Source organism: Rhizobium esperanzae (assembly GCF_014197615.1).
Classification (GTDB): domain Bacteria; phylum Pseudomonadota; class Alphaproteobacteria; order Rhizobiales; family Rhizobiaceae; genus Rhizobium; species Rhizobium esperanzae_A.
The window spans coordinates 301,554-327,745 of the sequence record NZ_JACIFY010000002.1 but is presented as its reverse complement, the minus strand read 5'-3'; the positions used below and the strand labels follow the sequence as shown (position 1 = coordinate 327,745).

Here is a 26,192-nt window from a genome sequence, read left to right as displayed (position 1 = left end):
GGTTCCGATAAAATAAAGCGGAAGGCCGGAGTGAAAGCTCCGGCCTTTATCGTTCTGCGCTGGCGGTTAACCAGCGGGTCGGTTTGCCGTCATAACCGCTGCCGTCATGTTCCGCGATGGCGATGCTGCACCAGCCGCCTTTGGTCAAAAGCTCCCACAGCCATTGCGCGGAGGGATAGTTGTAGTAACGCCCGAGGCCGTCATAGCCTTCCGCAATTCCGGCCTTGAAACTTGCATGGACGATGCCGCCGATTTTCAGGGCGCGCCGGATGCGGGCGAAGACTTCAGGCAGCTCAGGCCTCGGGACATGGAGAAGGCTCGCATGCGCCCAGACGCCGTCGAAGGCGCTGTCGGCGTCGAGCTGTTGGAACAGCATGACCCTGACCGGCCTGCCGATCAGCACTTCCGCCTGTCTTGCAAGCTCGGGCGAACCGTCGGTCGGCGTCACGTCGAAACCCTGCGACAGCATATAGGCGCTGTCTTGCCCGCCACCGCAGCCGAGTTCGAGGATTGCGCCGCCCGGGGCAATCGCGGCGAGGAAGGCATCGAGCTGTTGCTTCGGCAGACTGCGTGCCCGATTGGCGTATATCTCGGCGTTTTCGTCATAGAAGGCGGCGGTCGTGTCACTGGGCATGCGGGCCGGCTGATCGTCGGTTGGATTGAAGGTGTCTGTCGGAAAGCCGGTCGGCGCCGATGATGTCGATGACGAGGATGCCGTCCGGTATTTCGCGGTAGAAGGCGACATGGCGCATGTGGAGGAGGCGGCGCAGCCCGGCGCCGAGCTCGTCGCACTTGTCTCCCATGGAAGGTACGCGTGAAAGCAGCACGAAAATTCTGTCCCAGTCGAGAAGATAGGCATCCGCCTGTGCCTCGCCGAAGTGCAGGCTGGCATATTCGTCGATGCCTGACAGCACGGCGTCTGCGGTTCGGGTCAGCCTATAGGTTGATGTCACGCAGTTTCGCCTTCGTTTCCAACAGGATGTCGGCAATGCGCCGGTCACTGATGCCGCTCTCCTCAGCCAGCCTCAGAATCTCACATATTTCGTCATCATCCAGCTTGCGATGGTCCTGGTCCTTCAGGATGAGTTCCGTCAGATATGTGCTGACGCTGCTGTATCTGCCGCTTGCGACACGGCGCGCGACGTAATCTGCCAGATTATCCGGAAGCGAGATCGTCATTTTCGCCATTGATTCAATACCGCCCGCACGTGCCGGTTTTCGGCCATCCCGAGGGCCGAACTGCCATTCCCCCACACTGTGATAGAAGCGTTGCGCGCCGCCGTCGAGCACCCGGGTCACATCAGGGCCGGTCTTTTTTATCGATGTCGATGACGCGCTCGAGATCCTTGAAACGGGCGTCGCAAGTCAGGGTATTCACCAGCCCGATGGCTTTGGGCGAGGCCGAGAGCGGCGCCCACCATGCCGGTGTCGGCGCCGCCACTCGCGTGGTCTGGCGTTCAGGCTGGGATGAGGCGCGTCCAGCCGTGCTCATCGTTGGTCACGCCCTTCTGCAGGCCGACGAGCTGCTGGCGCAGTTCACCGGTCAGCTTGCCGGTCTGTCCGTCACCGACCAGAAACTCGCCGCCGGCATGCCGAACCAGGCCGATGCCTGCCAGCACCGCGGCAGTTCCGCAAGCAAAGGCTTCGACGAGCCTGCCGCTGGCGGCATCCTCCTGCCATTCCGCGAAGGAGTAGGGACGCTGCTGCACGCGCAAGCCCTTTTCCTCGGCCAGCACGATGACGGAGGCGCGGGTAATGCCCGGCAGGATCGTGCCGCCGAGGGGCGGGGTCACGATCGATCCATCGTTCATCACGAAGAAGACGTTCATGCCGCCGAGTTCTTCCACCCAGCGATGCTCCGCGGCATCCAGGAAGACGACCTGATCGCAACCCTTCTTCGAGGCCTCGGCTTGCGCCACGAGGCTGGCTGCGTAGTTTCCGCCGCATTTTGCAGCGCCGGTGCCACCGTTGGCGGCACGGGTGTATTCGGTCTCGACCCAAAGGGAGACGGCCTTCGCGCCGCCTTTGAAGTAGGCGCCGACCGGAGAGGCGATGATGCAGAAGATATATTCCTGAGCTGGACGAACGCCGAGAAACGCCTCGTTGGCGAACATGAAGGGGCGGAGGTAAAGGCTGGCGTCGCCGGACGGTATCCAGTTCTTATCGACTCGGACCAGCTCTTCGACGGCCTTCAGGAAGAGTTCTTCCGGGACCTCAGGCATCGCCATGCGGGCTGCCGACTGAGCGAAGCGGCGGGCGTTTTCTTCCGGCCGGAAGAGCAGGATGCGGCCGTCGTCGGCCTTGTAGGCCTTCATGCCTTCGAAGATTTCCTGGGCGTAGTGCAGCACGGCGCTCGCCGGATCGAGCTCCAGGGGGCGGCGCGGCGTTACCTTCGCATCGTGCCAGCCCTTGTCGGCCGTCCAGCGCGCCAGCACCATATGATCGGTGAAGATCTTGCCGAAGCCGGGTGTTTCCAGTGCCTTGATGCGATCGGCGTCGGGGACGGGAGATTTGTGGAATTCAATTGTGATTTCGGGAGAGGTCGACGTCGCGGTCATGCTGGCACCTTGATAGTCCATTGAATAATGGGCGGCACACTACTGCCCCCAGGCCGGTTTTGGAAAGGTCTGAATCGGCCGGTTTCGGCTTTTGATCAGAGGAATAGTCGCCCGAAGCGGCAAATTTTCATGCGGCGGGCAGGTCATTTGCGTGAAACCTCCAACATGCGCCCAATTGGCCCGGGCTCTCGAATTCCGGATCGTCAAACTTTGTCTTAGTGACAAGAAAATAGGTCAGTATTGTTGACATAATTTCCGCCGCATGGTTTGTCGGCGGTATAGAAAATACGAGGAAACCTCCATGCTGAACTGGGACACCATGTTTGCGTCGCGCTCGTCGCGCATGCGCGCATCCGAAATCCGAGAGCTCCTGAAGCTTCTCGACCAGCCCGACATTATTTCCTTTGCCGGCGGCATTCCGGATCCGGCGCTGTTTCCGGCCGAGGAATTCCAGCAGGCCTATGCCGATATCTTCTCGGGCGCGGCGGTCAATTCGGCGCTGCAATATTCGCTCAGCGAAGGTTACAAGCCGTTGCGCGAATGGCTGGCCGGGCAGATGGGTGCGCTCGGCATTCCCTGCGATCTCGATAACGTCTTCATCGTCTCCGGCTCGCAGCAGGGGCTCGATTATCTCGGCAAACTCTTCCTGTCGCCCACTGATACCGCGCTCGTGACCTGGCCGACCTATCTCGGCGCGCTGCAGGCCTTTAACGCCTATGAGCCGGCCTACGACCAGTTGACCCCGAGCGGCAATCGGACGCCGGAGTCCTATCGCGTTGCCGCGGCCGCTGCCGGCGGCAAAGTGAAGTTCGCCTATCTCTCCCCCGATTTCTCCAATCCCACCGGCGAAACCGTCGATCTCGCCGGCCGCAAGAAGGTGCTGGCGCTCGCCGAAGAACTCGAAATCGCCGTCATCGAGGATGCGGCCTACCAGTCGCTGCGTTACGACGGCGATCCCATCCCGCCGATCCTGGCGCTCGAAATCGCCGAGAAGGGCCATATCAACAATACGCGCACGATCTATTGCGGCAGCTTTTCCAAGACGCTGGCCCCCGGCCTTCGCGTCGGCTTCATCGTCGCCAACGCGCCCGTCATCCGCAAGCTGGTGCTGATGAAGCAGGCGGCCGACCTGCATTCGTCGACGATCAACCAGATAGCGATATCGGATGTCGCCATCCGCGGTTTCGACAAGCAGGTCGCCAAGATCAAGGCAGCCTACAGCCATCGCCGCGACTGCATGCTGGCTGCGCTCGAGAAATATATGCCGAAAGGCACGAGCTGGACGAAGCCGGAAGGCGGCATGTTCATCTGGATCACCTTGCCCGAGGGCATGGATGGCGCCAAGCTGCTGGCCAAATCGCTCGAAACCGTCAAGGTCGCTTTCGTCCCCGGCAAGGCCTTCTTCGCCGACGGCTCCGGCGCCAACACCTTCCGCGTCAGCTTCTCTTGCGCCAATGAGAAGATGATCGAGGATGGGATTGGTCGGTTGGGGAAGTTGATTGCTGAGGAGATTGGCGGGTGAGTATTGGGAGTGGGTGCAACGATAACCGTTGAAGTGCAGCCCTGCACGGCACGCCCTCTCATTCTTCATTCCTGTCACATGCACAGCCGGAACGCCCCTCAAAAAATCGTCGTCCACCCCTCGTTCGCCGTCTCGCTCTTGCCATAACCGACACGGTCGGCCACCGCTCCGTCGCCGTTGCGCAGGATGATGTCGCCGCCTTTGTTGGCGAGTTGTGGGCCGCCGGCTGCGGCGTCGAGCGCGATGGTGCGCAATTCACCTGCGGCAAGCGTTCCCGACAGGGTCTGGATGCGGCCGTTGTCGTCCTCCAGTTTCCAGCCGTCGAGCGATGCCGATACGTCGGAGCGGTTGATGATCGTCACCGTCTCGTTCTCGATGCCGCCTTCGCCGTTTACCGGGTTGATCAGCGCGGCGATGATGCGCAGCGATGAAGCCACGACCGGCTGCGGCCGGCGCGTGCCTTCACCGCGGCCTTGGCCGCCGCGATCCTCGGCGACGGGATGACCGGTTACCGCATCGGTGTTCCAGTTCTGCGACTGGAAGCAGAGGAAGATCGCCGCCCATTCGCCGGTGTCGGTGAAATGGACGAGCAGCGCACCATCCTGGTTCGGGCCGTTGGTGGCCTTGAAGCCGCCATTGTCGCCCTGGTTCATATGGATGTCGTGGATGCCGTTGCCGGGTTCGAAGTGGAAATATTCGTCCGGCTTGTTGTTCTCAGGACCCCAGGCCTCGCCGAAGGCGTAGAAATGCACGTCGGAATCGGCGATGCCTTCCTGGACGATCGGCTCGATGAAATCGCGCAGATCGTTTTTCGGGCCGGACAGCTGGAAGGGCGCGACATTCATGTCCTCGCGCTCGATCAGCCCGCCGCGGACGAAATCGATCGCCAGCTCCGGACGGTCTTTGCGGATGTCGGTCAGGCCCATCGGCAGGGCTTCGAGCGCTTCGGTCAGCGTCCCGTGCTTGAAATCGACGATGTTGGCATAGAGCAGGTCGTGCGGCGATTCCTTGGAGCGGACGTTGAGCGCGATGCGGTAGCTGACGCCATTCGCCTCGATGCGGATCTCGATATGCGGATCGTTGTCGTCATCGAGGGCGAGCGCGCTCGCCGTACCCTTCAGCACCTTGTAATTCTTCAGCATGGAGAGCCTCCCTGGCGATGGCGGGATCTCACGATAGCACGGTGAGAGTGCATCTTTTGTGACGGATCACTTTCACCGTGCAATGCCGTAACTGCTGCTCTATTGCTTGAGATGCGGGCCGAAAAGTTCGAGATCGGCTTCGCCGAGCCTGTCGCTCGCGGTGTTCAGCTGGTGCCAGTAGGGATAGATCACCGGCGGCAGGCTGACGGCGTCGAGGCGGTTGCGTTCCTCATCCGTGAGCTTCAGTTCGGCGGCGGCGATATTGTCGCGGAACTGGGCTTCGGTGCGCCCGCCGATGATGACGGAGGTCACCGCCTTGCGGCCGATCAGCCAGGCGAGCGCCACCCGAGCCGCCGAAACGCCGCGCTCCTCGCCGATCGCGACCAGCGTCTCGACGATGTTCCAGAGGCGGTTCTCGTCGCGGATCGGCGGCTCCGTCCAGCCGGCGAACTGGCGCGTGCCTTCGGGCGCGGCCTGGTTGCGGCGGTGCTTGCCGGAAAGCAGGCCGCCGGCGAGCGGGCTCCAGACCAGCACGCCGAGGCCCTGGTCGATCGAGATCGGCAGCAGCTCGTATTCGGCCTCGCGCGCTTCCAGCGTATAGTGGATCTGCTGGCTGATGAAGCGCTGGTAGCGATGCTCGTTGGCGAGCCCAAGCGCCTTCATGATGTGCCAGCCGGAATAATTCGAGCAGCCGACATAACGCACCTTGCCCTGGCGGATCAGCGTATCGAGCGCTTCCATCGTCTCTTCGAGCGGCGTCTGGCCATCCCATTCGTGCACCTGGTAGAGGTCGATGACATCGGTCCTCAGGCGCTTCAGGCTCGCCTCGCATTCGCGGATCAGATGGTAGCGCGACAGGCCGCGATCGTTCGGGCCTTCGCCCATGCCGAAGCGGGCCTTGGTGGCGAGAAGCACGCCCTGCGGCCGCTTGCCGCCGAGCGCCTCGCCGATGATGTTTTCGCATTCGCCTGAGGAATAGACGTTGGCGGTGTCGATCAGGTTGATGCCGGCATCGATGCAGATGTCGATCATCTTCTTCGCCTCGGAGACGCCGAGATCGCCGACCATCTTCGCCCAGCCGACGCCGCCGAAGGTCATCGTGCCCATGGTCAAAGTCGAAACCTTCAGGCCGGAACGGCCGAGCAGACGATATTCCATTGAAACTCCTCCTTCATCGAAACGGGAATGACGTATCGCAAAGCGGGCGAATGGCAAGAGCCTGTTTGGCCCATGCCTGCCGCTGTTCGGTTAAAGACCTCGCCCCGGCAGTCGCTGCGCCTTGTCACATCCCTGTCAACGGCCCCCAATAAGGGAGGGGTGACGCAATTCCCGAGGGTCACACTCATGAAAACGATCGTTTCCGCTGCAGCCCTTCTCGCCGCGAGCCTCCTTGCCGTTCCGGCTTCAGCCGCAAACCTCGTTCTCTACACCAGCCAGCCGAATGAAGATGCGCAGGCGACGGTCGATGGCTTCATGGCCGCCAATCCCGATATCAAGGTCGACTGGGTGCGCGACGGCACGCCGAAGATCATCGCGAAGCTGCAGGCGGAGATCCAGGCCGGCAACCCGGTCGCCGATGTTCTCCTGATCGCCGACATGGTGACTCTGGAGCGCTTGAAGGAAGACGGCAAGCTGCTCGCCTACAAGTCGCCGGAAGCTGCGCAATACGATGCCAGCCTCTATGACGCCGACGGTTACTATTACTCGACCAAGCTGATCACGACAGGCATCATGTACAATACCTCGGCGGCGATGAAGCCGACGAGCTGGAACGACCTGACCAAGCCGGAGGCCAAGGGCCTCGTCACCATGCCGAGCCCGCTCGCTTCGGGTGCCGCGCTCATCCACGCCCAGACGCTAGCCGCCGTTCCCGGCCTCGGCTGGGATTTCTACAAGGCGCTCGCCGAAAACGGCGCGATCGCCGCCGGCGGCAACGGCGCCGTGCTGAAGTCGGTCGCTTCGGGCGAGAAAGCCTATGGCATGGTCGTCGATTACCTGCCGATCCGCGAGAAGGCCAAGGGTGCCCCCGTCGAATTCGTCTTCCCGAGCGAAGGCGTCTCGGCCGTCACCGAGCCGGTCGGCATCCTCGCCAGCACTAGGAATGCCGAGGCCGCCAAGAAGTTCGTCGATTATGTGCTCTCGGAAAAGGGCCAGGAAGGTTTCCTCAAGCTCGGCTATATCCCGGCCCGCAACGGCATGAAGCTGCCGGAAGGTTTTCCTGCGCGCGACACCATCAAGGTGCTGCCGATCAAGGCGGCCGAAGCTTTGAAGAATACCGATCAGGATCTGAAGACCTTCTCGGGCATTTACGGCTCGAACTGATCCTTTCATGCAAGGATATGTGAGACCGGGAAACAGCCAGCCCGCCTGGCTGTTTCCCTTTATCGTCATCGTGGTTCTTATCCTCAGCGTGCTGCCGCTCGCCCGCCTCGCCATGGTCGGGATCACGGCTTTCGCAAGCGGCGGCGTCATCGATGTGCTGAGCGAACCGTCGCTCTGGCAGGCCACCTATTACACCATCGTCACCGCGGTTTTGGGCACGATCATCTCGCTTGCCATCGGCTGCCTCTTCGCCTTCCTGCTGACGCTGACCGATCTTCCGGGTAAAGGCCCGCTCAGCTTCTTCTTCGTGCTGCCGATGATGATCCCGCCGCAGGTGACCGCGCTCGCCTGGGTGCAGATGTCGGGGCCGTCGAGCCCGCTGTTGAAGGCGCTGCATATCGCGCCGCCGCTGGGCTCGCCGCAGCCGCTTTATTCGGTTGCTGGCATCGCGCTGCTCTATGGCGTGCAGCATGCGCCGCTCGTCTATCTCGCGCTGCGGGCCGGGCTGATGACGCTGCCGCGCGACGGCGTCGAAGCGGCGCGGCTTTCCGGCGCCTCCAGCCTGCGGGTGTTTCGCGACATCATTTTGCCCTTGTCGCTGCCCGGCATCATCGCCGGGGCGGCGATCTCCTTCGTCTCCTGCACCGGCAATTTCGGCATTCCCGCCATTCTCGGCATTCCCGCCTCGATCTACACGCTGCCGACCTTGATCTTCACCAAATTCTCAGCCTTCACCAGCCGCACCTTCGGCGATGTCGCCGTGCTTTCAGCCATCATCGCGATGATCTCGGTCGCAGGCTTGATGATCCAGGACCGGGCGCTCAGAGGCCGCGACTACCGCGTCATCGGCTTGTCGGGCGCGAGCGCCGCCTTCGAGCTCGGCGCGTGGCGCTTCCTTGCCATGCCGCTCCTCTGGGCGATCCTGTTCTTCATGCTGGCGGCCCCCTTCTTCGCGCTCGTCGCCGGCGCGCTGGTGCCGGCCTATGGCGTGCCGCTCACTTTCAAGACCATGTCGCTGCATGCCTTCCAGGAGATCCTGTTCCGGCAGGCGGTGACGCGCACGGCCTTTATCAATTCACTGTCGCTCGCGAGCGCCACCGCACTCGGCCTCCTCGTCGTGACGGTGCTTGCGGCGTATGCGCTGACGCGGCGGAGAGATGCCGTCTCCCGCATCGTTTCCAGCCTGATCGAGATACCCTATTCGCTGCCCGGCATCGTCATGGCGGTCTCCTTCATCCTGGTCTTCGCAGCACCGATCCCCTTCCTGCATGTCTCGCTCTACGGCATGATCTGGATCATCCTGATCGCCTATTTCTCCTCCTTCTTCGCCGTCAGCCTGAAACCGGTGGTCAGCGCCTTCCACCAGCTCGATCCGGCTCTGGAGGAGGCCGCGCGGCTTTCCGGCGCCGGCTTTTTCCGCCGGCTTTTCGATATCATCGTGCCGCTGATTGCGCCCGCCGCCGGCGCCTCCGTCATCCTCGTCTTCCTGATCGCCTGCAACGAGCTGACGATCTCGGCGCTGCTCTGGTCGGCCGGCACCCAGACGCTCGGCGTCGCCATCTACAATCTCGACGACAGCGGCAGTTCCGACCTTGCCTCGGCGCTCTCAGTGCTCGTCGTGCTCATGGTCGTCGTCATGATGCTGCTTCTGGAGCTTCTGGCCAAACGCCTGCCGAAAGGGGTCGTCCCATGGCGAAGCTGATCCTCAACCGGGTGACCAAGGACTTCGGCGCCGGGCGCGCCGCCGTCAGTGACTTCTCGCTCGATGTGCGCGAGGGCGGTTTCCTGGCGCTGCTCGGGCCTTCCGGCTGCGGCAAGACGACGGTGCTGCGCATGATCGCCGGTTTCGAGACGCCCTCCGACGGCTCGATCCATCTCGGCGAGCGGCTGCTTGCCGACGCGGCGCAATCGCTGCCGCCGGAAAGGCGCAATATGGCGATGGTCTTCCAGTCCTATGCGCTCTGGCCGCATATGAGTGTCGCCGACAATGTCGGTTATCCCCTCAAGGTGCGCGGCATCTCGGGCGAGGCCTACCGGGCGAAGGTCGGCGAGGCGCTCTCCACCGTCCGGCTTGCCTGCTATGCCGGCCGGCGGCCGGCCGATCTCTCCGGCGGCCAGCGCCAGCGCGTGGCGCTCGCCCGCTGCCTGGTGACATCGCCCGATGTCGTGCTGCTCGACGAGCCGCTCGCCAATCTCGACCGGCACCTGAAGCAGGAGATGGAGGAGACTTTTCGCGAATTCCACCAGCGCTCGGGTGCCACGATGATCTACGTCACCCACGACCAGAGCGAGGCGATGGCGCTCGCGACCGACGTCGCCGTCATGTCGGAGGGCCGGCTGCTGCAGGTGGCGCCGCCGGCCGAAATCTACGCCCGGCCGGAAGGGCGCATCGTCGGCGGGCTGATCGGGCGCGGCGCGATCGTGACGCTGCCTGTCATGGGCGGCGAACGCCATGTGGAGTGGGACGAACTGCAGGATGCGCTGCAGGCGGCCAATACCGATGGCGCCGATATTTTGGTGCGGCCGGAGGATGTGATCATCGGCGGCGAGGGCGCCCGCGCGACCGTCGAATCCGTGCTGTTCGAGGGCGAGCGCTACGCCGTCAAGCTGACGCTCGGCAACGGCCAGACGCTGCGCGCCTATAGCCGCGTCGTCGTCGAGGCCGGTGAAGCCTTGCGCGTCGTCATCCGCGCGGGCTGGCGGCTTTGAGGCGAGGCAAGAGCCGCGTCTGGGCTGTAACAGGGGCGGTTGTCCGCATATTTCTTGGCCCGCCATCTTTCCCTGCGGTGATTGCCGGTTAAGGTACTGTCCGCAACCGGACCATTGCCATGTCGCTTCGTCTCGCCACCTTCAACGTCGAAAATCTGCTGACCCGTTTTGATTTCACCGGCTTCCGCAACCAGCTGCGCCAGGACCGCGTCATCAAGCTTTTCGAGGTCAATAGCGAGGGCGTCTATCAGCAGCTCGAGCAGGCGCGCGTGATCGCGGCGACCGACGACACCAGGCAGATGACGGCGCTGGCGATTGCTGATGCGGATGCCGATATCCTCTGCCTGCAGGAAATCGACAATATGGCCGCACTTCATGCCTTCGAATACGGCTATCTCTTCCGAATGGTCGGAAACGGCTATCGGCAGAAATTCCTGGTGGAAGGTAATGACAGCCGCGGCATCGATGTCGCGGTCCTGATGCGCGAGGAAACGCGCGACGGACAGAAGATCGAGGTCAGGGATATCAGAAGCCATGCGATGACGACCTATCGCGATCTCGATCTCTTCGACGAGGAACTGGCACCCACCAACCGCATCGACGACAAGATCTTCAAGCGCGATTGCCTGGAACTCGACCTTCTGATCGGCGGCCGGCCGCTTTCGCTCTATGTCGTGCATTTCAAATCGATGGGCAATCCGCGCGACGGGCTGGACGGGCGCCAGTCGACCATGCCGATCCGCCGGGCCGAGGCGCGCGCTGTGCGCCGCATCATCGAGGACCGCTTCGGGGTGGACCACGCAGCCTCGGAGAGCTTCGCCATTTGCGGCGACATGAACGATTATCAGGAGCGCGTCGATGTCATCGGCCGCCGCGGCACCGATTACCGCTTCGAGCATAGGCAAGAGGCCGAAAGCGCCCTCGACGTCTTCAGCCGCGACGGCTTTGCCGAAAACGTCGTGCGCCGCCGCGAGCCTCTCGACCGCTGGACGCTCTATCACTCCCGCGGGCCGCAGGAGCAGTGGCTCTGCCAACTCGATTATCTCTGGCTTTCGCCGGCACTTGCCGCCCATAATGCCGGCCGCCTGCCTGAAATCATCCGCAGCGGCCAGCCCTATCGCACCATCTTCCCGCCGGGGCAGGAGGTGGAGCGTTACCCGCGCACCGGCTGGGACCGGCCGAAGGCGTCCGATCACTGCCCCGTCGTCATGACACTGGATCTCCCCTGAAAGCGCACATGAAAACCAATTTGAACATGAATTTCCCGCACAGCGATTTTTCCGATGATTTCGCCGGCTGGCCGCCGGAGGCCACCGTCTTCCCGATCGCCGGCGTCGATCTGCGCGTCCTGCCCGGAACCCATCCACTTGTTGTCGCCGAGGAGACTGACATCCGCGAGAACTGGGCCAGGGAAACGGCCGCCAATCCGGCGCTGTTCGACGGGCGCCTGGTGTTCCAGCAGCAGCTGTCGCTTGGTGAAGACGGGATTTCGGGCGAGGGCTACGTCACTCCCTTTTCCGCTTTCATGTGGTGGCGCCGCCAGCCGCAGCGCCAGGGCGGCCTGCACATCTTCGCCTATCCCGTACTCGAAAGCGCCGATGGTGCGCTGGTGGCGATCCGCATGGGCGCCCATACCGCCAATCCCGGCCAGGTCTATTTCGCCGCCGGTTCGCTGGAGGCGGAGGATATCGTCGACGGGCGCTGCGACATCGAGGCCAATATGCGCCGCGAAGTCCATGAGGAGACCGGCTTCAACCTCTCCGATGCCGTGGCGGGGCAGGAGCTCTATGCCAGCCACGCCAACCGGACGGTGACGCTCATGCGCCTCTTCCGCTTCGACCTGACGGCCGACGAAATGGTCGAGCGGATCGAGGCCCACATGCTGGTCGCCGAAGACAAGGAGATTGCGGGTGCTGTGGCAATCCGCTCGGCCGATCATGCCGCCTATCCGTATAACCGGGCGATGCTGCCGGTGATTGATTGGTATTTCGGGAATAAGGGCGTGTAGGGTGTCCCACGGCACGCCCTTTTTTCCGTTCGCTGACACGCTCGTCGAACGCTCCCAAAAAACAAAAATCGATTTTCATTAAGCATCACGCGCAAATTCAAGACTACTGACGCCTCCCGCCGGACATGCGTTGTTGTTACCGGACTTACCGCCTTGCGCTCGCTCGCCCGGTCGGGCAGGTTGGCGGCGCGATGATCGATTCAAGGAGGCCGATGTGGCGCGAAGCTACAGCGTCTATGACGTGTTCACCGATCGAAAGCTTGCCGGCAATCCGCTGGCGGTGATCTTCGACGGAGACGATCTCAGCGACGAGGCGATGCAGGCGATTACTCGGGAGATCAATCTCTCGGAGACGGTTTTCGTGCAGCCTTCGAGCAATCCCGCCTATGCGGCCAGGATCAGGATATTTACCCCGGGGCGCGAATTGCCGTTTGCCGGTCATCCGACGGTCGGCACGGCGATTGCGCTCGCCGAACGGACGCATGGCGCCGTAAACCGCGATCTCGTCACCGTCATCGAGGAAAATGTCGGGCCGGTGCGCTGCGCCGTGCGGCTGAGGGAGGGCGAGGCGAGCTTTGCCGAATTCGACCTGCCGCGCAAATCGCAACAGGCCGTCATGCCGCTCGACAAGCTTGGCATGGCCGACGCGCTGTCGCTGAAGGTCACCGAGATCGGCTTCGAAAATCATGTGCCCTCGATCTGGAGCGCCGGCGTTCCCTTCCTGCTCATTCCGGTGCACGATGTCGGCGCCGCGCAGCGGGTGGAATTCGATCCGCAGCTCTGGGAAAAGATCGTGCCCTTCGTCGATGGCGCGCTTGCCTCGGCCTATGTCTATTGCCGCGGCGGCATCAACCACGTGGCGAAGTTCCATGCGCGCATGTTCGCAAGCGGCATGGGCATCGTCGAAGATCCGGCCACCGGTTCGGCGGCGGCGGCACTCTCCGGCGCGATCCACCATTTCGACCGGCTGACGGACGGGCATCACCCGATCATGATCGAGCAGGGCGTCGAGATGGGCCGGCCCTCCTTCATCCACCTGCATATCGATGTCGACGGCGGCGCGATTTCCAATGCGCGGATCGGCGGCCAGGCGGTAAGGCTGGCGAGCGGCACGCTCGACCTTTGATTTCGTCAGAGTGCCGCGCGGCCGAGAGGCCGCGCCACGGCGTTCTATGCGTTTGAATCTGCGGATAATCCTTTGCGAAAACCGGTTCCGATTTTCGGGGCTGGGTGCCACATTTCAGCCGTGCAGAAAAATCTTTGCAATTAACCAAAGAAATTTCGTCGATGTGCTGGACAAGCCTGCCGATCCTGTTTATACGCCCGGTCACACCGCGCAGCCAAGCGCGAACGGGTGATTAGCTCAGTTGGTAGAGCAGCTGACTCTTAATCAGCGGGTCGTAGGTTCGAGCCCTACATCACCCACCAAATCTCTTGAAAAGATTGATGGATTTCAAACCAGGCCGGATTTTCCGGCCTGCTGGAAATCGTTCCGGAACGCGGCGCCGTGGTTCGCCTTCTCAGAGCCACTGGCCGCATCGATCGGCTCGCCCTATCTTCCTCTGATAGACTGGAGGGGGCCATGAGAAGCGTCATTTTCGCTGTCGCCTTGTCTTTGCCGCTGCCGGCTTTTGCCGCCGGCGTGATGCAGGTCAAGGCGGGGGATCACAACTGCGGGGAGATTGCGCAGATCATCCGAGAAAATAAGAAGGTGTTTGTGCGTGTCGGTTTCGGCGGCCGCAGCTTCCGCTATCCGCCGGCCCAATGCAGCCTGGGCGACAAGCGCACCACGACCAGCTTTCGCGATGCGGCGGGCAAGCAGTGCGTTCTCGACTATGCCTGCGTCCTCGATCCCGCCTCGTCCTATAATTTCCCCTGATATTCGAAGGTCGGGATCTGCAGGCGCCTCAGTCGCGGTCGGTCGGCTTCATGCCGAGGAGCCAGAGGGCTCCGAGGATGAAAATCACCAGGGCCGCCATCGCCGCCATGGGCGGTGCGTATTCCGAGAAAGAGTAGGACTTGTCGAGCGCGGAGAAGTGAATGGCCGCAACGGCAAGCTTTGCGGCGATCAGAAGGGCAAGGGCGCCGTTTCTGCCGTATCGACCGATCCTGCGCCAGTCATAGGCCGCATCATTCCCAGGCGCCGGAGCGGTCTCGATCCGCTTTCGTTCGAGTAATGCTGGGCGCTCGGGTAATGCGGGGCGCCTGCGTCCAAAGGTCGGTTTCATGGCCGGCAGGATAGGTGATACATCTTAACGGATCGGGATGTACTCGGCATGATCGATCGTGCGGACAATTCCGTCCGAGCCGTTTGCAGGCTATCATAAGGCGTTGAAGGCTGGCGGCATGGATGCATGTGGCCTAGCTCTGCCCTTTCATGTTCAGGAGTCTCCATGAAAAGCCTCGTTCTGGCCGTCGCGCTGTTGCTTCCCTCCGCAGGCTTTGCCGCCGAGGCGGTGGAGGTCAATGCCAGGGATCACAGCTGCGGGCAGCTTGCGCAGATCATCCGCCAGGACAAGAAGGTCTTCGTGCGCATGGGTTTCGGTGGGCGCAGTTTCCGCTATCCGCCGGCGAGATGCAGTCTGGGCGATAAATACAACACCGCGAGGATCAAGGACGGCGACGGCAAGCTCTGCCTTCTCGACTATGAGTGCGTGTACGATCCGCAATCCTTCTACAACAGGATTCCCAAGTAATTCGTCGAGATTGCGACGGCCGAGCGGGTTTGGCGGCGATGATGAGGACAAGAAAAAAGGCCGGGCGAAACTCGCACCGACCTTCCTCGATTTGTCTCGACGACGGCTGCCAGTACATCCGTGGTCAGCCGTCGGAGACAAGCTCAATGATTGAAATATAAGGCTTGTTCCAAGAGGTTCAAGGGCTGGCGGTGAAAAGATGCCCCGTGCCGGCACAGAACTGGTTTCTCGTTCATGAGCCAATCAAAACCATGAACCATCCCTGGCGTGTCGGACACGGCGCGCCAGGGATGCTTCCAGCTTCTATGCGCCGAGCAGGGTTACTGCTGGGCAGGGGCAGCCGGCGGCGTGGCCGGCGTTGCGGGAGCCGGTGCGGGTGTTGCGCTGTTGTCGGTCGGAGCGATCGGCTTGGCCGGCGCCGGCTCGGATTGGGTCGTGGAAGCTGTCGTGTCCGGGGATGTGCCGGGGGTGCTCCACTGCGAATAGGCGAATGCAGCGACAGCGATCACGGCCAATGCAGCGACCCAGACAACCCATGTATTGCTGCTGCGCGCGCTCGGCGTGGTGCGCAGATCCAGATTCGGGTTCAGCGGGCGGTTCGGGTCGTTGGCATTATTGGGGTCGTACGTCATGGTACTTTCTCCTCTTTCGGTGAGAGAGAAATGGCCGAGTGGGCTTTTTGTTCCATTCTGGGGCCGAAGTGTTTGTGTTGGCGGGGTTTTTGGGATGTGAACGGCTCCTTGGGCAGCACACGAATGGCATTGCTGAGGATGACGCCGGACGAGATAGGACATTGTCATACGCACGGCACAGCCGCAGTGTAGACAGACATAACCGCAGCGGAAGCGTCGTCCTTGACAGGATGGCGTCTCTTTGCCAATGCTTTGGGTCTGGGGTTGCGATCACCCCACGAGGCGTCATGCTGAAGAATCGCGTCCGGTAAACCCGATCAACGGAGGACGCGTCATGCCGTCATTTCTCGAAATTTCTCCCGACAAGCTCAATCGCCTCATCGGAACTCCCGGTGCGCCTACCATCATCGATGTGCGTACGGAGGAGGATTTCGGGCTCGATCCGCGCCTGATTCCGGGCTCGATCCGGCGCGACCATACTGACATTGCATCCTGGGCCGATAGCATCGATGCCGATGCCGCCGTGGTGGTCTGCCAGAGGGGCGCCAAGCTCAGCCACGGTGTCGCCGCCTATCTCAGGCATGCCGGGATCGAGGCTGAAAGCCTCGAAGGCGGCTTCGAAGCCTGGGTTGCGGCAGGCGCCGTCGTGCCCGAGGCGAAGCTGCCGCGCCGCGACGGGCAGGGGCGCACCGTCTGGGTGACCAGGGCACGGCCGAAGATCGACCGCATCGCCTGTCCCTGGCTGATCCGGCGCTTCGTCGATCCCCACGCCGTCTTCCTGTTCGTGCCGGCGCCTGACGTCATCGCCGTCGGCGAGCGCTTCGGGGCCGTGCCCTTCGATATCGAGGACGTGTTCTGGAGCCATCGCGGCGAGCTTTGCACCTTCGACGTGATGGTCGAGGAGTTCGGGCTGGCGTCCGAACCGCTCCTGCACCTCGCGAAGATCGTCAGGGCGGCGGATACCGCAAGGCTCGATCTCGCGCCCGAGGCGTCCGGCCTGCTTGCCGCCTCGCTCGGCCTTTCCAGGATGTATTCCGACGATCTGGAGCAGCTCGAGGCCGGCATGCTTCTCTACGATGCCTTCTTCCGCTGGTGCCGCGATGCGACTGAGGAAACCCACAACTGGCCCGCGCCGAAAAAGAGGGCGTGAGATGGTCGAGATGACGGAGAATGTGCCCGCCGGGCAGGCGGGGCGGAAGGACGCGGGCGAGGGGCATCATCACGGCGTCTCGTTCGGGGAGGCCTTCCGGGTGTGGCTGCGCGTCGCCGCCTTGAGCTTCGGCGGCCCGGCCGGCCAGATCGCCGTTATGCATCGGATCATCGTCGACGAGAAACGATGGATCGGCGAGCACCGTTTCCTGCATGCGCTGAATTATTGCATGCTGCTTCCCGGCCCCGAGGCGCAGCAGCTCGCCGTCTATATCGGCTGGCTGATGCATCGCACATTGGGCGGCCTCGTCGCCGGCATCTTGTTCGTTCTGCCGGGCTTCCTGTCGATCCTCGCCCTCAGCTATATCTATGCGGCCTATGGCAGCGTCGGCATCGTCGCCGGGCTGTTCTTCGGGCTGAAGGCGGCCGTGCTTGCCGTCGTCGTGCAGGCTGTCATCCGCATCGGCGGCCGGGCGCTGAGGAATCGCGTCATGCTGGCGATTGCGGCCGCCGCCTTCGTTGCCATCTTCTTCTTCCACGTGCCGTTCCCGCTGATCGTGCTGGCTGCCGCCATCGCCGGTTTTCTCGGCGGCCGCTTCGGGCTCGAAGCCTTCAGCCCCGGCGGCGGCCACAAGGCCACAAGCGGCGCGGTGCTGTCGGATGCCGACTCGGCGCTCGGCGAGGGCATACCTGATCATGCGCGCCCCAATCTCGCCTGGTCGCTGCGGATCTCGGCGGCGCTGCTTGCCCTCTGGCTCGTGCCCGTCGCAGCGCTTTACGCGGCCTTCGGGCCGGGCGACGTCTTCAGCCAGATCGGTCTGTTCTTCAGCAAGATGGCGGTCGTCACCTTCGGCGGGGCCTATGCCGCGCTTGCCTATGTCGCGCAGGAGGCGGTGCAGCGTTTCGGCTGGCTGAGACCGGGCGAGATGCTCGATGGTCTCGGCATGGCCGAGACGACGCCGGGGCCGCTGATCATGGTGCTCCAGTTCGTCGGCTTCATGGGCGCCTACCGCAATCCCGGATCGCTCGATCCGATGCTCGCCGCCACGCTTGCGGCAATCCTGACGACTTGGGTGACCTTCGTCCCCTGTTTCCTCTGGATCTTTCTCGGCGCGCCGTTCATCGAAAAATTGCGCGGCAATGTCGCGCTCGCCGGAGCGATGTCGGCCATCACGGCGGCGGTGGTGGGCGTCATCCTCAATCTCGCCATCTGGTTCGGCCTGCACACGCTGTTTGCCGAGGTCGCGACCGTGCACCTTGGCGGTTTGCGGCTCGATATCCCCCTGCTGCAATCGGCCGTGCCGCCGGCAATGGCGCTGTCGGCCGCCGCCGCCGTCGCGATCTTCCGGTTCAAGACGTCGGTCATCACGACGCTGCTTGTCTGCGCGATTTCAGGAATGCTCTGGACGCTCGCTGTCGGCTAATGCTTGTCCCGGACATGTGCAGCGGTTCCGGGCGACAAGCATAAACAACGAAATTGAAGAGCGTGGCATGAAACAAGCTTGATGCGATGCGATCAGGCTTCCACTCCGTCCGCCTGGATGCGCGTTGCCAGCATCTTGTCGATGCGCATGCCGTCCATATCGAGCACTTCGAAGCGCCAGCTATCGAAAACGAAGGTTTCGCCGGCTTCGGGGATGTGCTGGAGCTGGTGCAGCGCGAAGCCCGCAAGTGTGTGGAAATCGGCATCCGGACGATCGCGCAGGCCCAGCCGCTCGAAGGCGTCGAAGGCCGGCATCATCGCATCGATCAGCAGCGATCCGTCTTCGCGCACAATGATGTCGGGCTCTTCGTTTGATCCAGGCAGGTCGCCAGCGATGGCTTCGAGCAGATCGGTCTGGGTGACGATGCCTTCCAGGCTGCCATATTCGTCGATGATAATGGCGAGCCGGACAGGGGAGGCCTTGAAACTGTCGAGCACGCGCACAACCGAGGTGCCCTCGTGCAGCACCAGCGGCTGCTTGATCACTGCCATCGGCCTGACCTTGCCGCCGTCGAGAACCTGATCGAGAAGATCCTTCTTCAGCACCATGCCGATCGGTTCGTCGATCGAGCCGCGGGCGACCAGCAATTGTTCGTGGGCACATTCGCGGATCGTCTTCAGGATCTCGGCCTCGCTGTCGTCGGCATCGAACCATTCGATATCGAGGCGCGGGGTCATGATGTCGGAGATCGGCCTGTCGCCGATGTTGAAGACCCGTTCGACAAGCTGCTGCTGCACCTGGTTCAAGAGACCGGCCTCCTGGCTCTCGGCGACCAGAAGCTTCAATTCCTGCGGTGAGTGGAACGATGATTCGCCCGTCCCGGCGCGAAGTCCGACGGCCCGGAGTACGAGGTTGCCCATGCCGTTCAGGGTGAAGATCGCCGGCTTGAACAGCACCAGGAAAAGCCCGAGTGGACGCACCACGGCAAGCGAGGTGGCTTCGCTGCGCTGAAGCGCCAGGCTTTTCGGCGCGAGCTCGCCGAGCACGATGTGCAATGCGGTGATGATAACGAAGGCAATGACGATGGCGACGGTATGGGCGCCTGTTGCCGCCCACTGTCCGGGCAGCCACGACAGCAGCGGCTCGATCAGGTGGGCAAGCGCCGGTTCGCCGACCCAGCCGAGGGCGAGCGAGGAGATGGTGATGCCGAGCTGGGTGGCCGCGAGGTTGGCGTCGAGATTGTCGACGGCGCGCTGCAGGGCGGAGGCATTCATGCGGCCTGCCGCGGCAAGTTCGGTGACACGGCTGCGTCTCACCGACACCAGCGCGAATTCGGCGGCGACGAAGAAGCCATTGGCAGCCACGAGAAGCAACACGGCTAGTATCCCGACATAGTCGAAGAGCCCGCCCGCTGATTCGGACATGTTTTTCCTACCTCTGCATTGATGCTGGTCCGAAACTACACGCTCGCACACAGGTAGCAAGGCGCAGCCGCCATTCTTGCGTGCGCAACGTCGATGCCGGCCTGCCGTCATCAGGATCCCGCGCGCAATTCAGTCGACGCGGGAGCATGACCGCTGCCGCGGCTTCATCCTTTCGGTGCTTCGAAGAGTTCGATCGGGTTTCCGGCCGGGTCTTCGAGCAGGATCTGCTTGCCGCCGATGCCCTGGACGATTTCGTTGCGAAACCGCGCGCCCGCCTGGCGCAGCGTGGCAACCTCAGCCTCCAGGTCTGCGACCTCGATCTGGATGCGATTCCATCCGCCCGGCTCCGGCGTTCGCCCGTCGGGCATTGCCTGGGACGCGCCGCCCGGTCCCACCATGCCGCTGACGAGCAGGCGAAAACCGTCCTTGGTCAGGATCGCAAAGCTGGGGGCGGGGTGAAGCGCGACCGTGAAGCCGAGATGTCTCGTGTAGAATTCCAGCGCAGCGTCGACGTCGTCGACGATATAACGCATGCTGATACCGGGCATGGTTTCCTCCATTGTTTTCCCCGCGCGATGGCCGACGAGGCCAGAAGGGATGCGGGAAGAGCGTTTTTGAATCTGCGCCTGATCCGGCCGAAAATCGAATCCGATCTTCGGGATCATGCGCCGAACGCTCAGCTCGGCTCTTGGCGGGGGAATATTGATGTCTGCGGCCACGCAAAACGGTGATCCGTCAGGGTGTGTAAGTTTAATCTAAAATATAAAATCAGGCCCGCAGACCTCGGATTTCATTACGAAAGTGTAATTTAACTTTCAGTTTCGGTTCATCTTTTCGGGCCTAATTTTCTCCCGTGCCCAACATGAGGAACACAAAATGAAACAGGTTTTTGCAGCTCTCCTTTCTGCTTCCTTCCTTCTCTCGCCCTTCGTGGTTTCCCAGGCCAGCGCCGATGATCTTCATCGTCCGCCGGTCGTCGAGAAGAAGGTGATCGTCGAAAAGACGGTCATCCGGCCGCATTGGAAAAAGGGACACCGCATCAACGCCAGCGAGCGTCGCCGGCTCCACGACGTCAACGACTACCACCGCTACCGTCTGACGCCTCCGCCGCACGGCTATCGCTGGGTCCGTGCCGACAAAGACTTCCTCCTGATCGCCGTCACCAGCGGCGTCATCTCCAGCGTCATCGTCGGGCGTTGAGTGGCGGATGGATGAGGGCGGCTGAGGCCGCCCTTTCCGGTTTTGAGACGCAGGTAGGAGAGGCCGTGCCGTGTGGCCCCCCCCCTTGCCCTGCCGGGCATCTCCCCCACAAGGGTGGAGATCGGCTGGGCGTGACGGCTTCCCCAAACAACGAAAGCATTGCGCGTGTCGATACCGGTTGAGGGAGGAGCTATGGCCAAGCCTCTTGCCGATCTCCACCTTTGTGGGGGAGATGGCCGGCAGGCCAGAGGGGGGTGCCAAGCCCACCGACACCGGCGGAAAGACGGCATGGTGTTTGCCAGCAATGCGCCATTCCCGTCACCCCTGCCGACGTGGCATCACCCGCTCCGCGATGATGCCGAGCAATCCCCAGGTCTTGCGCACCGTTTCCTCCGCAATCTCATGCGTCAGCGGATGCAGCCCCTCGATCGGCGGCAATGGATCGCATTCCTCGCAGATGCAGCGGTAGTGTCTGACTGCCGTCGCCTTCATGCCGCCTGGCGGCTCCAGCTGGCGAAGGGATCGGGCAAATTGCGCCAGCGCTCCGGCGTGAAGGTGTCGCTTTCTACCAGACAGGCGTCGAGTTCCTTCCTGATCCAGATCTCATCCATCGGGTCGGCGCCGATGAAGACGATTTCCTGGCGGCGGTCGCCCCAGACGGGGTCGAGATAAGGGCCGATGGCGCTGAGGAAGCCTGCTTCCTCTGGCCATTGTTCGCGCGGCACGGAAGCCCACCAGAGACCCATCTTGCCGGTGCGCACGATCGCGCCCGCCTGGCTGATCTCGCCGACGTGATGCGGCCGCGTCGCCAGCCAGAAGAAGCCCTTGGCGCGCACCACGCCCGGCCATGTCCTGTCGAGAAAGGCCTGCAATTTTGCCGGATGGAAGGGCCGCTTTTCGCGATAGACGAAGGAGCGGATGCCGTATTCCTCGGTCTCCGGCACGTGGTCGCGGAAGCCGTGCAATTCCTTGTACCAGAGCGGATGAGTCTCGGCCTTGTCGATATCGAAGCGGCCGGTGCCGAGCACGTCGGCGAGCGCCACCTTGCCGAAATTTGCTTCGATCAGCCTCGCATCCGGGTTGAGGCCGGTGATGATCTTGCGCGCGGCGTCGCGTTCCGCCTCGCTCGCCGTGCCGACCTTGTTCAGCACGACGACGTCGGCGAATTCGATCTGCTCGACCAGCAGGTCGACGATGGTTCTGTTGTCGCCGTCGCCTGCCGTCTCGCCGCGGTCGGCGAGGAAATCGGCGGAGGCATAATCGGCGAGCAGATTGGCGGCATCGACGACCGTCACCATCGTATCGAGCCTTGCGAGGTCGGAAAGGCTCTGGCCGTTCTCGTCGCGGAATTCGAAAGTCGTGGCGACGGGCAGGGGCTCGGCGATGCCGGTGGATTCGATCAGCAGATAATCGAACCTGCCTTGGGTGGCGAGATCACGGACCTCCTTCAAAAGGTCGTCGCGCAGCGTGCAGCAGATGCAGCCGTTGGTCATCTCGACCAGCTGCTCCTCGGTGCGCGAGAGATTGGCGCCACCGTCGCGCACCAGGCTGGCGTCGATATTTACCTCGCTCATGTCGTTGACGATGACGGCGACGCGCAGACCCTCGCGATTGGCGAGCACGTGGTTGAGCAACGTCGTCTTGCCGGCGCCGAGAAAGCCTGAAAGCACCGTGACCGGAAGTCTGTCCATGGAAACCTCATCGAATGGATATTACGTTATATCATTACATATGGTGAGCCGAAAAAAGGCGGAACGGGGGCATCCGCCTCTTTCCGCCTCGGCTCTCCCCAGAGCGCCGCGTGTCCGACAAGACGCGCGGAGCGGCACATCGTTTCATGCGCTGGAGAGACAAGCCTTCATGCTGTCGGCGATGCCGCGCATGAGGGTGAAGTAGAGATCGGGGCCTGCCTTGAGCGTCGCGGCCTCGGGATCGAGCACGCCGGATTTGGCCCGGGTGCCTTCGATGACGACATCGATCAGGCGCGGCTCGAACTGGGGTTCGGCGAAGACGCAGGTTGCGCCGAGTTCGCCGACCTTGCGGTGGATTTCCGAAACGCGCTCGGCGCCGGGAATGGTTTCCGGGCTGACGGTGATCGAGCCGGCGACGCGAATGCCGTAGCGGTGCTCGAAATACTGGTAGGCGTCGTGGAAGACTATGAAGGGCTTGGCCTTGACCGGAGCGACGGTGGCGGCAAGCTCCTTGTCGAGCGCGGTCAGCTTGTCGTCCAGTGCCTTGGCATTGGCCTGATAGGTCAGCGCATTGGCGGGATCGGCTGCGACCAGCGTCGTGGTGATCATCGTGGCCATGGCCTTGGCATTCATGGGGTCGAGCCAGAGATGCGTGTCGAAGGCGCCGTGGTCATGGTCATCGGCGGCATGATCGTGACCATCGGCGGAAGCAGCTTCGTGCTCCGCGGCATCTCCATCGTCATGCGGCTCGAAAGCGCCGCCCTCGCGGAACGGCAGTTTGGTCAGGCCGGGGGCGTTGTCGAGCTCGACGACGCTGGCATCCGAGCCCAGCGCCTGCAATGGCTTTTCGAGGAAGGCTTCGAGACCGGGGCCGACCCAGAAGATGACCTTGGCGTCCTGTAGCGCGCGGGCGTTCGAGGGCTTGAGATTGTAGGTGTGCGGCGAGGCGGCGCCATCGACGATCAGCTGCGGTTCGCCGACACCCTGCATGATCGCTGAGACCAGCGAATGAACCGGCTTGATCGAGGTGACGACGAGGGGCGCATCGGCAGCTCGCATGCTGCCGGCAAAGAAAAGGGCGGGGATCGCCAAAGCGGGGATGGCAAGGGCCGGAATTCTAAGGGCCAGGGTTTTCAGGGCAGGCCCCAGGGCGCGTTTCATTACAGGCTCCGCTTGAATTACAATTGTTATGTTATTACATCAATTGCGTTATGCTATAACGTGTGCGATAGCAGGACGCAACAGCACTTTCGGAAAATTTGATGCTCTTTCCCGCAAATACGAAGGGCGAACGGCTGGTTTCGCTCGATAATGTCGGCGTCCTGCGCGGCGGCCGCTGGCTGGTGCGCGGCGTCGAATTTTCCGTCTCACGCGGCGAAATCGTCACGCTGATCGGGCCGAACGGCTCCGGCAAGTCGACGAGCGCCAAGGCTGCCATCGGCGTGCTGAAGCCCGATGAGGGCAGGGTGGAGCGTCTGGCCGGCCTCAAGGTCGGCTATGTCCCGCAGAAGCTGTCGATCGACTGGACGCTGCCGCTGACGGTGCGCCGGCTAATGGCGCTGACAGGACCGCTGCCGGAGAGCGACATGCGCGCCGCACTCGAGGCCGCCGGCATCGACCATATGCTCGACGCCGAGGTGCAGCACCTCTCCGGCGGGGAATTCCAGCGGGCGCTGATGGCCCGCGCGATTGCCCGCAAACCCGATCTGCTGGTGCTCGACGAGCCGGTGCAAGGGGTGGATTTTTCCGGCGAGATCGCGCTGTACGATCTTATCAAGTCGATCCGCAATGCCAGCGGTTGCGGCATCCTGCTGATCTCGCACGATCTCCACGTCGTCATGGCCGAGACCGACACGGTCATCTGCCTGAACGGCCATGTCTGCTGCCGCGGCACGCCCGAGGCCGTCAGCCGCAGCCCGGAATATGTGCGGCTGTTCGGCAGCCGCGCGGCCCAGACGCTCGCCGTCTACAGCCATCATCACGACCATACGCATCTGCCGGATGGGCGCGTGCGCCATGCCGACGGCACGGTGACGGATCATTGCTTCCCTGAGGACGGGCATCACGCTCATGCCTCGCATGAGCATGCTCACGGTTCCCATGACCATGACCATGGGCACGGGCATGACCACGCTCATGGCGACCATCACGGGCACGATCATGCGCATTCCCATAATGGGGAGGGCCGCCATGCTTGACGATTTCTTCGTGCGCGCCATCCTTGCCGGTGTCGGGCTGGCGCTGACGACAGGGCCGCTCGGCTGCTTCATCATCTGGCGGCGCATGGCCTATTTCGGCGATACGATCGCCCATTCGGCGCTGCTCGGCGTGGCGCTGTCGCTGCTCCTGGAGCTTAACCTGACGCTTGCGGTCTTTGCCGTCGCCGCTCTCGTATCGGTGCTGCTGCTTTTCCTGCAGAAGCGCCAGGCGCTGTCGGCCGATGCGCTGCTCGGCATCCTCTCGCACGCGACACTGGCGATCGGCCTGGTCATGGTTGCCTTCATGAGCTGGGTGCGGATCGATCTCATCGCCTTCCTGTTCGGCGATATTCTTGCCGTTTCAACGACCGACATCGCGCTGATCTGGGGCGGAGGGCTCTTCGTGCTCGCCGCAATGGCCTGGCTGTGGCGGCCGCTGCTCGCGGCCACCGTCAATGCCGAGCTGGCCGAGGCCGAGGGGCTTAGACCGGAGCGGGCGCGGCTGTTCTTCATGCTTCTGATGGCGGTCGTCATCGCCATCGCCATGAAGATCGTCGGCATCATGCTGATCACCTCGCTGCTGATCATCCCGGCCGCAGCGGCACGCCGTTTTTCGTCGACGCCGGAGATCATGGCGGTGTTCGCCTCGCTGATCGGGGCGGTGGCCGTCGTCGGCGGGCTGTTCGGCTCGCTCACTTACGACACGCCCTCCGGTCCCTCGATCGTGGTTGCGGCGCTGATCCTGTTCATTCTCAGCCTGCTTCCCCGGCGCCACCGCCCGGTCATGCAAGGACAAGGCTCATGACGACACCGCAACTCACCAAGAACCAGTCGCTTGTTTTCGACGTGCTCGAAAAGGCCGAAGGGCCGCTCAGCGCCTACACCATCCTCGACAAGCTGCGTGACCACGGGTTTCGCGCGCCGCTGCAGGTCTACCGGGCACTTGAGAAGCTGCTCGAATATGGCGTCGTGCACCGGCTGGAAAGCATCAATTCCTTCGTCGCCTGCGCCCATCCGGGCGACGATTGCCACAGCCATGGCATCGTCGCCTTCGCCATCTGCGAAAGCTGCGGTCAGGTGATGGAGTTCCACGACCACGAGGTCGACCACCGGCTGATGGGGTGGGTGCGCGGGCAGAAGTTCAAGCCCGAGAAGACGACGATCGAGATCCGCGGTCTGTGCGAGGCCTGTGCGGCGTAAGGCGCGCTGGCCGGATCAGTCGCGTCACCTCCCTCATTGCTGCGCTTGTCGCAGCAAACTAACCACCGCGCGTCCGCGCGATGAATGGCTCCGATCTATGGAAAGGGTCTTCCCGCTATCTTCGTGAAAGTGGTGGAGCCGACGGAAACCCAACGCGACAAAAGATGAGGCCGGAAAACCGGCCTCATCTTTTGCGTTCTTTCGCCGGTCGAGTTTAATCTCCCGGCCAGCGTTAGGTCAGCCTTTGCCCTGGCCGCCATTGTCGCTCTTGCCGGAGCCGCCGTTATCGTCCTTGCCGGAGCCGCCATTGTCGCTCT

At 62.7% G+C, this 26,192-nt stretch carries 28 protein-coding genes and 1 tRNA gene; 16 read left to right on the top strand and 13 right to left on the bottom strand.

The window, feature by feature from the left end; all coding sequences use genetic code 11:
* Positions 1–46: 46 nt before the first annotated feature.
* The 4 genes from GGD57_RS04190 to GGD57_RS04175 form a co-directional block, all read right to left on the bottom strand.
* Positions 47–634 (bottom strand): class I SAM-dependent methyltransferase, encoded by a 588-nt coding sequence (locus GGD57_RS04190; protein WP_184467109.1) that lies wholly within the window; start codon positions 632–634, stop codon positions 47–49.
* On the bottom strand, positions 624–953 hold the full coding sequence (locus tag GGD57_RS04185) for a type II toxin-antitoxin system RelE/ParE family toxin (protein WP_085737708.1): 330 nt from the start codon (positions 951–953) through the stop codon (positions 624–626). Before GGD57_RS04185 ends, GGD57_RS04190 begins: the two co-directional genes overlap by 11 nt.
* Complete coding sequence (locus tag GGD57_RS04180; protein ID WP_184467422.1) at positions 937–1,188, bottom strand: ribbon-helix-helix domain-containing protein; 252 nt, start codon at positions 1,186–1,188, stop codon at positions 937–939. The genes GGD57_RS04185 and GGD57_RS04180 overlap by 17 nt, the downstream gene beginning before the upstream one ends.
* Before the next feature lie 269 nt (positions 1,189–1,457).
* Positions 1,458–2,558: a branched-chain amino acid aminotransferase gene (locus GGD57_RS04175; RefSeq protein ID WP_184467107.1), complete on the bottom strand. Its 1,101-nt coding sequence runs from the start codon at positions 2,556–2,558 to the stop codon at positions 1,458–1,460.
* A 301-nt stretch (positions 2,559–2,859) separates the two neighbouring features.
* Here GGD57_RS04175 and GGD57_RS04170 point away from each other — a divergent pair, with 301 nt between their 5' ends.
* Positions 2,860–4,080, top strand: a complete 1,221-nt coding sequence (locus GGD57_RS04170) for a PLP-dependent aminotransferase family protein (protein WP_184467105.1) — start codon at positions 2,860–2,862, stop codon at positions 4,078–4,080.
* Between the two features lie 98 nt (positions 4,081–4,178).
* Here GGD57_RS04170 and GGD57_RS04165 read toward each other — a convergent pair whose 3' ends face one another.
* Together GGD57_RS04165 and GGD57_RS04160 are read right to left on the bottom strand one after the other, a co-directional pair.
* Positions 4,179–5,222 (bottom strand): DUF2278 family protein, encoded by a 1,044-nt coding sequence (locus tag GGD57_RS04165; protein WP_184467103.1) that lies wholly within the window; start codon positions 5,220–5,222, stop codon positions 4,179–4,181.
* Positions 5,223–5,321: 99 nt separating this feature from the next.
* The gene (locus tag GGD57_RS04160; protein ID WP_184467101.1) at positions 5,322–6,380 is read right to left on the bottom strand and encodes an aldo/keto reductase; all 1,059 of its coding nucleotides are present in this window, start codon (positions 6,378–6,380) and stop codon (positions 5,322–5,324) included.
* Between the two features lie 186 nt (positions 6,381–6,566).
* Here GGD57_RS04160 and GGD57_RS04155 point away from each other — a divergent pair, with 186 nt between their 5' ends.
* From GGD57_RS04155 to GGD57_RS04120, 8 genes are all read left to right on the top strand, one after another.
* On the top strand, positions 6,567–7,544 hold the full coding sequence (locus GGD57_RS04155; protein ID WP_184467099.1) for an ABC transporter substrate-binding protein: 978 nt from the start codon (positions 6,567–6,569) through the stop codon (positions 7,542–7,544).
* Positions 7,545–7,551: 7 nt separating this feature from the next.
* On the top strand, positions 7,552–9,246 hold the full coding sequence (locus tag GGD57_RS04150; RefSeq protein ID WP_184467097.1) for an ABC transporter permease: 1,695 nt from the start codon (positions 7,552–7,554) through the stop codon (positions 9,244–9,246).
* On the top strand, positions 9,234–10,253 hold the full coding sequence (locus tag GGD57_RS04145; protein ID WP_184467095.1) for an ABC transporter ATP-binding protein: 1,020 nt from the start codon (positions 9,234–9,236) through the stop codon (positions 10,251–10,253). Before GGD57_RS04150 ends, GGD57_RS04145 begins: the two co-directional genes overlap by 13 nt.
* A gap of 119 nt (positions 10,254–10,372) precedes the next feature.
* Entirely contained in the window at positions 10,373–11,482 is a 1,110-nt protein-coding gene (locus tag GGD57_RS04140; RefSeq protein WP_184467093.1) for an endonuclease/exonuclease/phosphatase family protein, read from the top strand.
* An 8-nt stretch (positions 11,483–11,490) separates the two neighbouring features.
* Entirely contained in the window at positions 11,491–12,261 is a 771-nt protein-coding gene (locus GGD57_RS04135) for an NUDIX hydrolase (RefSeq protein WP_184467091.1), read from the top strand.
* Between the two features lie 214 nt (positions 12,262–12,475).
* Complete coding sequence (locus tag GGD57_RS04130) at positions 12,476–13,387, top strand: PhzF family phenazine biosynthesis isomerase (RefSeq protein WP_184467089.1); 912 nt, start codon at positions 12,476–12,478, stop codon at positions 13,385–13,387.
* Between the two features lie 226 nt (positions 13,388–13,613).
* Positions 13,614–13,689: transfer RNA gene (locus GGD57_RS04125), tRNA-Lys, on the top strand.
* A gap of 154 nt (positions 13,690–13,843) precedes the next feature.
* Positions 13,844–14,140 (top strand): hypothetical protein, encoded by a 297-nt coding sequence (locus tag GGD57_RS04120; RefSeq protein ID WP_184467086.1) that lies wholly within the window; start codon positions 13,844–13,846, stop codon positions 14,138–14,140.
* Between the two features lie 28 nt (positions 14,141–14,168).
* Here GGD57_RS04120 and GGD57_RS04115 read toward each other — a convergent pair whose 3' ends face one another.
* Positions 14,169–14,489: a hypothetical protein gene (locus tag GGD57_RS04115; RefSeq protein ID WP_210303707.1), complete on the bottom strand. Its 321-nt coding sequence runs from the start codon at positions 14,487–14,489 to the stop codon at positions 14,169–14,171.
* A gap of 165 nt (positions 14,490–14,654) precedes the next feature.
* On the opposite strand from GGD57_RS04115, the gene GGD57_RS04110 reads away from it, so the two are divergent.
* The gene (locus tag GGD57_RS04110) at positions 14,655–14,957 is read left to right on the top strand and encodes a hypothetical protein (RefSeq protein WP_184467084.1); all 303 of its coding nucleotides are present in this window, start codon (positions 14,655–14,657) and stop codon (positions 14,955–14,957) included.
* A 320-nt stretch (positions 14,958–15,277) separates the two neighbouring features.
* On the opposite strand, the gene GGD57_RS04105 is transcribed toward GGD57_RS04110, so the two are convergent.
* Positions 15,278–15,589 (bottom strand): hypothetical protein, encoded by a 312-nt coding sequence (locus GGD57_RS04105; protein WP_184467083.1) that lies wholly within the window; start codon positions 15,587–15,589, stop codon positions 15,278–15,280.
* Positions 15,590–15,923: 334 nt separating this feature from the next.
* Between GGD57_RS04105 and GGD57_RS04100 the strand changes: the two genes are divergently transcribed.
* Both GGD57_RS04100 and chrA read left to right on the top strand, forming a co-directional pair.
* Positions 15,924–16,739, top strand: a complete 816-nt coding sequence (locus GGD57_RS04100) for a chromate resistance protein ChrB domain-containing protein (RefSeq protein WP_184467081.1) — start codon at positions 15,924–15,926, stop codon at positions 16,737–16,739.
* A 1-nt stretch (position 16,740) separates the two neighbouring features.
* Positions 16,741–18,162 carry a chromate efflux transporter gene (gene chrA / locus GGD57_RS04095; protein WP_184467079.1) on the top strand — a complete coding sequence of 474 codons (1,422 nt, stop codon included), beginning with the start codon at positions 16,741–16,743 and terminating at the stop codon, positions 18,160–18,162.
* 92 nt (positions 18,163–18,254) lie between these two features.
* On the opposite strand, the gene GGD57_RS04090 is transcribed toward chrA, so the two are convergent.
* Together GGD57_RS04090 and GGD57_RS04085 are read right to left on the bottom strand one after the other, a co-directional pair.
* Complete coding sequence (locus tag GGD57_RS04090; RefSeq protein WP_184467077.1) at positions 18,255–19,586, bottom strand: hemolysin family protein; 1,332 nt, start codon at positions 19,584–19,586, stop codon at positions 18,255–18,257.
* A 164-nt stretch (positions 19,587–19,750) separates the two neighbouring features.
* Entirely contained in the window at positions 19,751–20,134 is a 384-nt protein-coding gene (locus GGD57_RS04085; protein WP_184467074.1) for a VOC family protein, read from the bottom strand.
* A 328-nt stretch (positions 20,135–20,462) separates the two neighbouring features.
* On the opposite strand from GGD57_RS04085, the gene GGD57_RS04080 reads away from it, so the two are divergent.
* Positions 20,463–20,786, top strand: a complete 324-nt coding sequence (locus tag GGD57_RS04080; protein ID WP_184467072.1) for an RcnB family protein — start codon at positions 20,463–20,465, stop codon at positions 20,784–20,786.
* A gap of 318 nt (positions 20,787–21,104) precedes the next feature.
* Here the strand turns inward: GGD57_RS04080 and GGD57_RS04075 are convergent, their stop codons facing one another.
* The 3 genes from GGD57_RS04075 to GGD57_RS04065 all read right to left on the bottom strand — a co-directional run bounded on the left by GGD57_RS04075 (position 21,105) and on the right by GGD57_RS04065 (position 23,638).
* Positions 21,105–21,278, bottom strand: coding sequence for a hypothetical protein (locus tag GGD57_RS04075; RefSeq protein WP_184467070.1), 174 nt, complete (start codon positions 21,276–21,278; stop codon positions 21,105–21,107).
* Positions 21,275–22,477: a zinc metallochaperone GTPase ZigA gene (gene zigA / locus GGD57_RS04070; RefSeq protein ID WP_184467068.1), complete on the bottom strand. Its 1,203-nt coding sequence runs from the start codon at positions 22,475–22,477 to the stop codon at positions 21,275–21,277. Before zigA ends, GGD57_RS04075 begins: the two co-directional genes overlap by 4 nt.
* Before the next feature lie 144 nt (positions 22,478–22,621).
* Complete coding sequence (locus GGD57_RS04065) at positions 22,622–23,638, bottom strand: zinc ABC transporter substrate-binding protein (protein ID WP_184467067.1); 1,017 nt, start codon at positions 23,636–23,638, stop codon at positions 22,622–22,624.
* A gap of 101 nt (positions 23,639–23,739) precedes the next feature.
* On the opposite strand from GGD57_RS04065, the gene GGD57_RS04060 reads away from it, so the two are divergent.
* The 3 genes from GGD57_RS04060 to GGD57_RS04050 are packed head-to-tail and all read left to right on the top strand — an operon-like array spanning position 23,740 to position 25,875.
* Positions 23,740–24,675, top strand: coding sequence for an ATP-binding cassette domain-containing protein (locus GGD57_RS04060; RefSeq protein WP_184467065.1), 936 nt, complete (start codon positions 23,740–23,742; stop codon positions 24,673–24,675).
* Complete coding sequence (gene znuB / locus GGD57_RS04055; protein ID WP_184467063.1) at positions 24,668–25,480, top strand: zinc ABC transporter permease subunit ZnuB; 813 nt, start codon at positions 24,668–24,670, stop codon at positions 25,478–25,480. Before GGD57_RS04060 ends, znuB begins: the two co-directional genes overlap by 8 nt.
* Entirely contained in the window at positions 25,477–25,875 is a 399-nt protein-coding gene (locus GGD57_RS04050; protein WP_003564680.1) for a Fur family transcriptional regulator, read from the top strand. Before znuB ends, GGD57_RS04050 begins: the two co-directional genes overlap by 4 nt.
* Positions 25,876–26,192: the final 317 nt, after the last annotated feature.

Excerpts from the sequence above, each read along its gene's own strand:
- GGD57_RS04190 (WP_184467109.1), bottom strand. The coding sequence starts at position 634 with ATGCCCAGTGACACGACCGCCGCCTTCTATGACGAAAACGCCGAGATA.
- GGD57_RS04180 (WP_184467422.1), bottom strand. The coding sequence starts at position 1,188 with ATGGCGAAAATGACGATCTCGCTTCCGGATAATCTGGCAGATTACGTC.
- GGD57_RS04175 (WP_184467107.1), bottom strand. The coding sequence starts at position 2,558 with ATGACCGCGACGTCGACCTCTCCCGAAATCACAATTGAATTCCACAAA.
- GGD57_RS04170 (WP_184467105.1), top strand. The coding sequence starts at position 2,860 with ATGCTGAACTGGGACACCATGTTTGCGTCGCGCTCGTCGCGCATGCGC.
- GGD57_RS04165 (WP_184467103.1), bottom strand. The coding sequence starts at position 5,222 with ATGCTGAAGAATTACAAGGTGCTGAAGGGTACGGCGAGCGCGCTCGCC.
- GGD57_RS04160 (WP_184467101.1), bottom strand. The coding sequence starts at position 6,380 with ATGGAATATCGTCTGCTCGGCCGTTCCGGCCTGAAGGTTTCGACTTTG.
- GGD57_RS04155 (WP_184467099.1), top strand. The coding sequence starts at position 6,567 with ATGAAAACGATCGTTTCCGCTGCAGCCCTTCTCGCCGCGAGCCTCCTT.
- GGD57_RS04150 (WP_184467097.1), top strand. The coding sequence starts at position 7,552 with ATGCAAGGATATGTGAGACCGGGAAACAGCCAGCCCGCCTGGCTGTTT.
- GGD57_RS04145 (WP_184467095.1), top strand. The coding sequence starts at position 9,234 with ATGGCGAAGCTGATCCTCAACCGGGTGACCAAGGACTTCGGCGCCGGG.
- GGD57_RS04140 (WP_184467093.1), top strand. The coding sequence starts at position 10,373 with ATGTCGCTTCGTCTCGCCACCTTCAACGTCGAAAATCTGCTGACCCGT.
- GGD57_RS04135 (WP_184467091.1), top strand. The coding sequence starts at position 11,491 with ATGAAAACCAATTTGAACATGAATTTCCCGCACAGCGATTTTTCCGAT.
- GGD57_RS04120 (WP_184467086.1), top strand. The coding sequence starts at position 13,844 with ATGAGAAGCGTCATTTTCGCTGTCGCCTTGTCTTTGCCGCTGCCGGCT.
- GGD57_RS04115 (WP_210303707.1), bottom strand. The coding sequence starts at position 14,489 with ATGAAACCGACCTTTGGACGCAGGCGCCCCGCATTACCCGAGCGCCCA.
- GGD57_RS04110 (WP_184467084.1), top strand. The coding sequence starts at position 14,655 with ATGAAAAGCCTCGTTCTGGCCGTCGCGCTGTTGCTTCCCTCCGCAGGC.
- GGD57_RS04105 (WP_184467083.1), bottom strand. The coding sequence starts at position 15,589 with ATGACGTACGACCCCAATAATGCCAACGACCCGAACCGCCCGCTGAAC.
- GGD57_RS04100 (WP_184467081.1), top strand. The coding sequence starts at position 15,924 with ATGCCGTCATTTCTCGAAATTTCTCCCGACAAGCTCAATCGCCTCATC.
- chrA (WP_184467079.1), top strand. The coding sequence starts at position 16,741 with ATGGTCGAGATGACGGAGAATGTGCCCGCCGGGCAGGCGGGGCGGAAG.
- GGD57_RS04090 (WP_184467077.1), bottom strand. The coding sequence starts at position 19,586 with ATGTCCGAATCAGCGGGCGGGCTCTTCGACTATGTCGGGATACTAGCC.
- GGD57_RS04085 (WP_184467074.1), bottom strand. The coding sequence starts at position 20,134 with ATGCCCGGTATCAGCATGCGTTATATCGTCGACGACGTCGACGCTGCG.
- GGD57_RS04080 (WP_184467072.1), top strand. The coding sequence starts at position 20,463 with ATGAAACAGGTTTTTGCAGCTCTCCTTTCTGCTTCCTTCCTTCTCTCG.
- GGD57_RS04075 (WP_184467070.1), bottom strand. The coding sequence starts at position 21,278 with ATGAAGGCGACGGCAGTCAGACACTACCGCTGCATCTGCGAGGAATGC.
- zigA (WP_184467068.1), bottom strand. The coding sequence starts at position 22,477 with ATGGACAGACTTCCGGTCACGGTGCTTTCAGGCTTTCTCGGCGCCGGC.
- GGD57_RS04065 (WP_184467067.1), bottom strand. The coding sequence starts at position 23,638 with ATGAAACGCGCCCTGGGGCCTGCCCTGAAAACCCTGGCCCTTAGAATT.
- GGD57_RS04060 (WP_184467065.1), top strand. The coding sequence starts at position 23,740 with ATGCTCTTTCCCGCAAATACGAAGGGCGAACGGCTGGTTTCGCTCGAT.
- znuB (WP_184467063.1), top strand. The coding sequence starts at position 24,668 with ATGCTTGACGATTTCTTCGTGCGCGCCATCCTTGCCGGTGTCGGGCTG.
- GGD57_RS04050 (WP_003564680.1), top strand. The coding sequence starts at position 25,477 with ATGACGACACCGCAACTCACCAAGAACCAGTCGCTTGTTTTCGACGTG.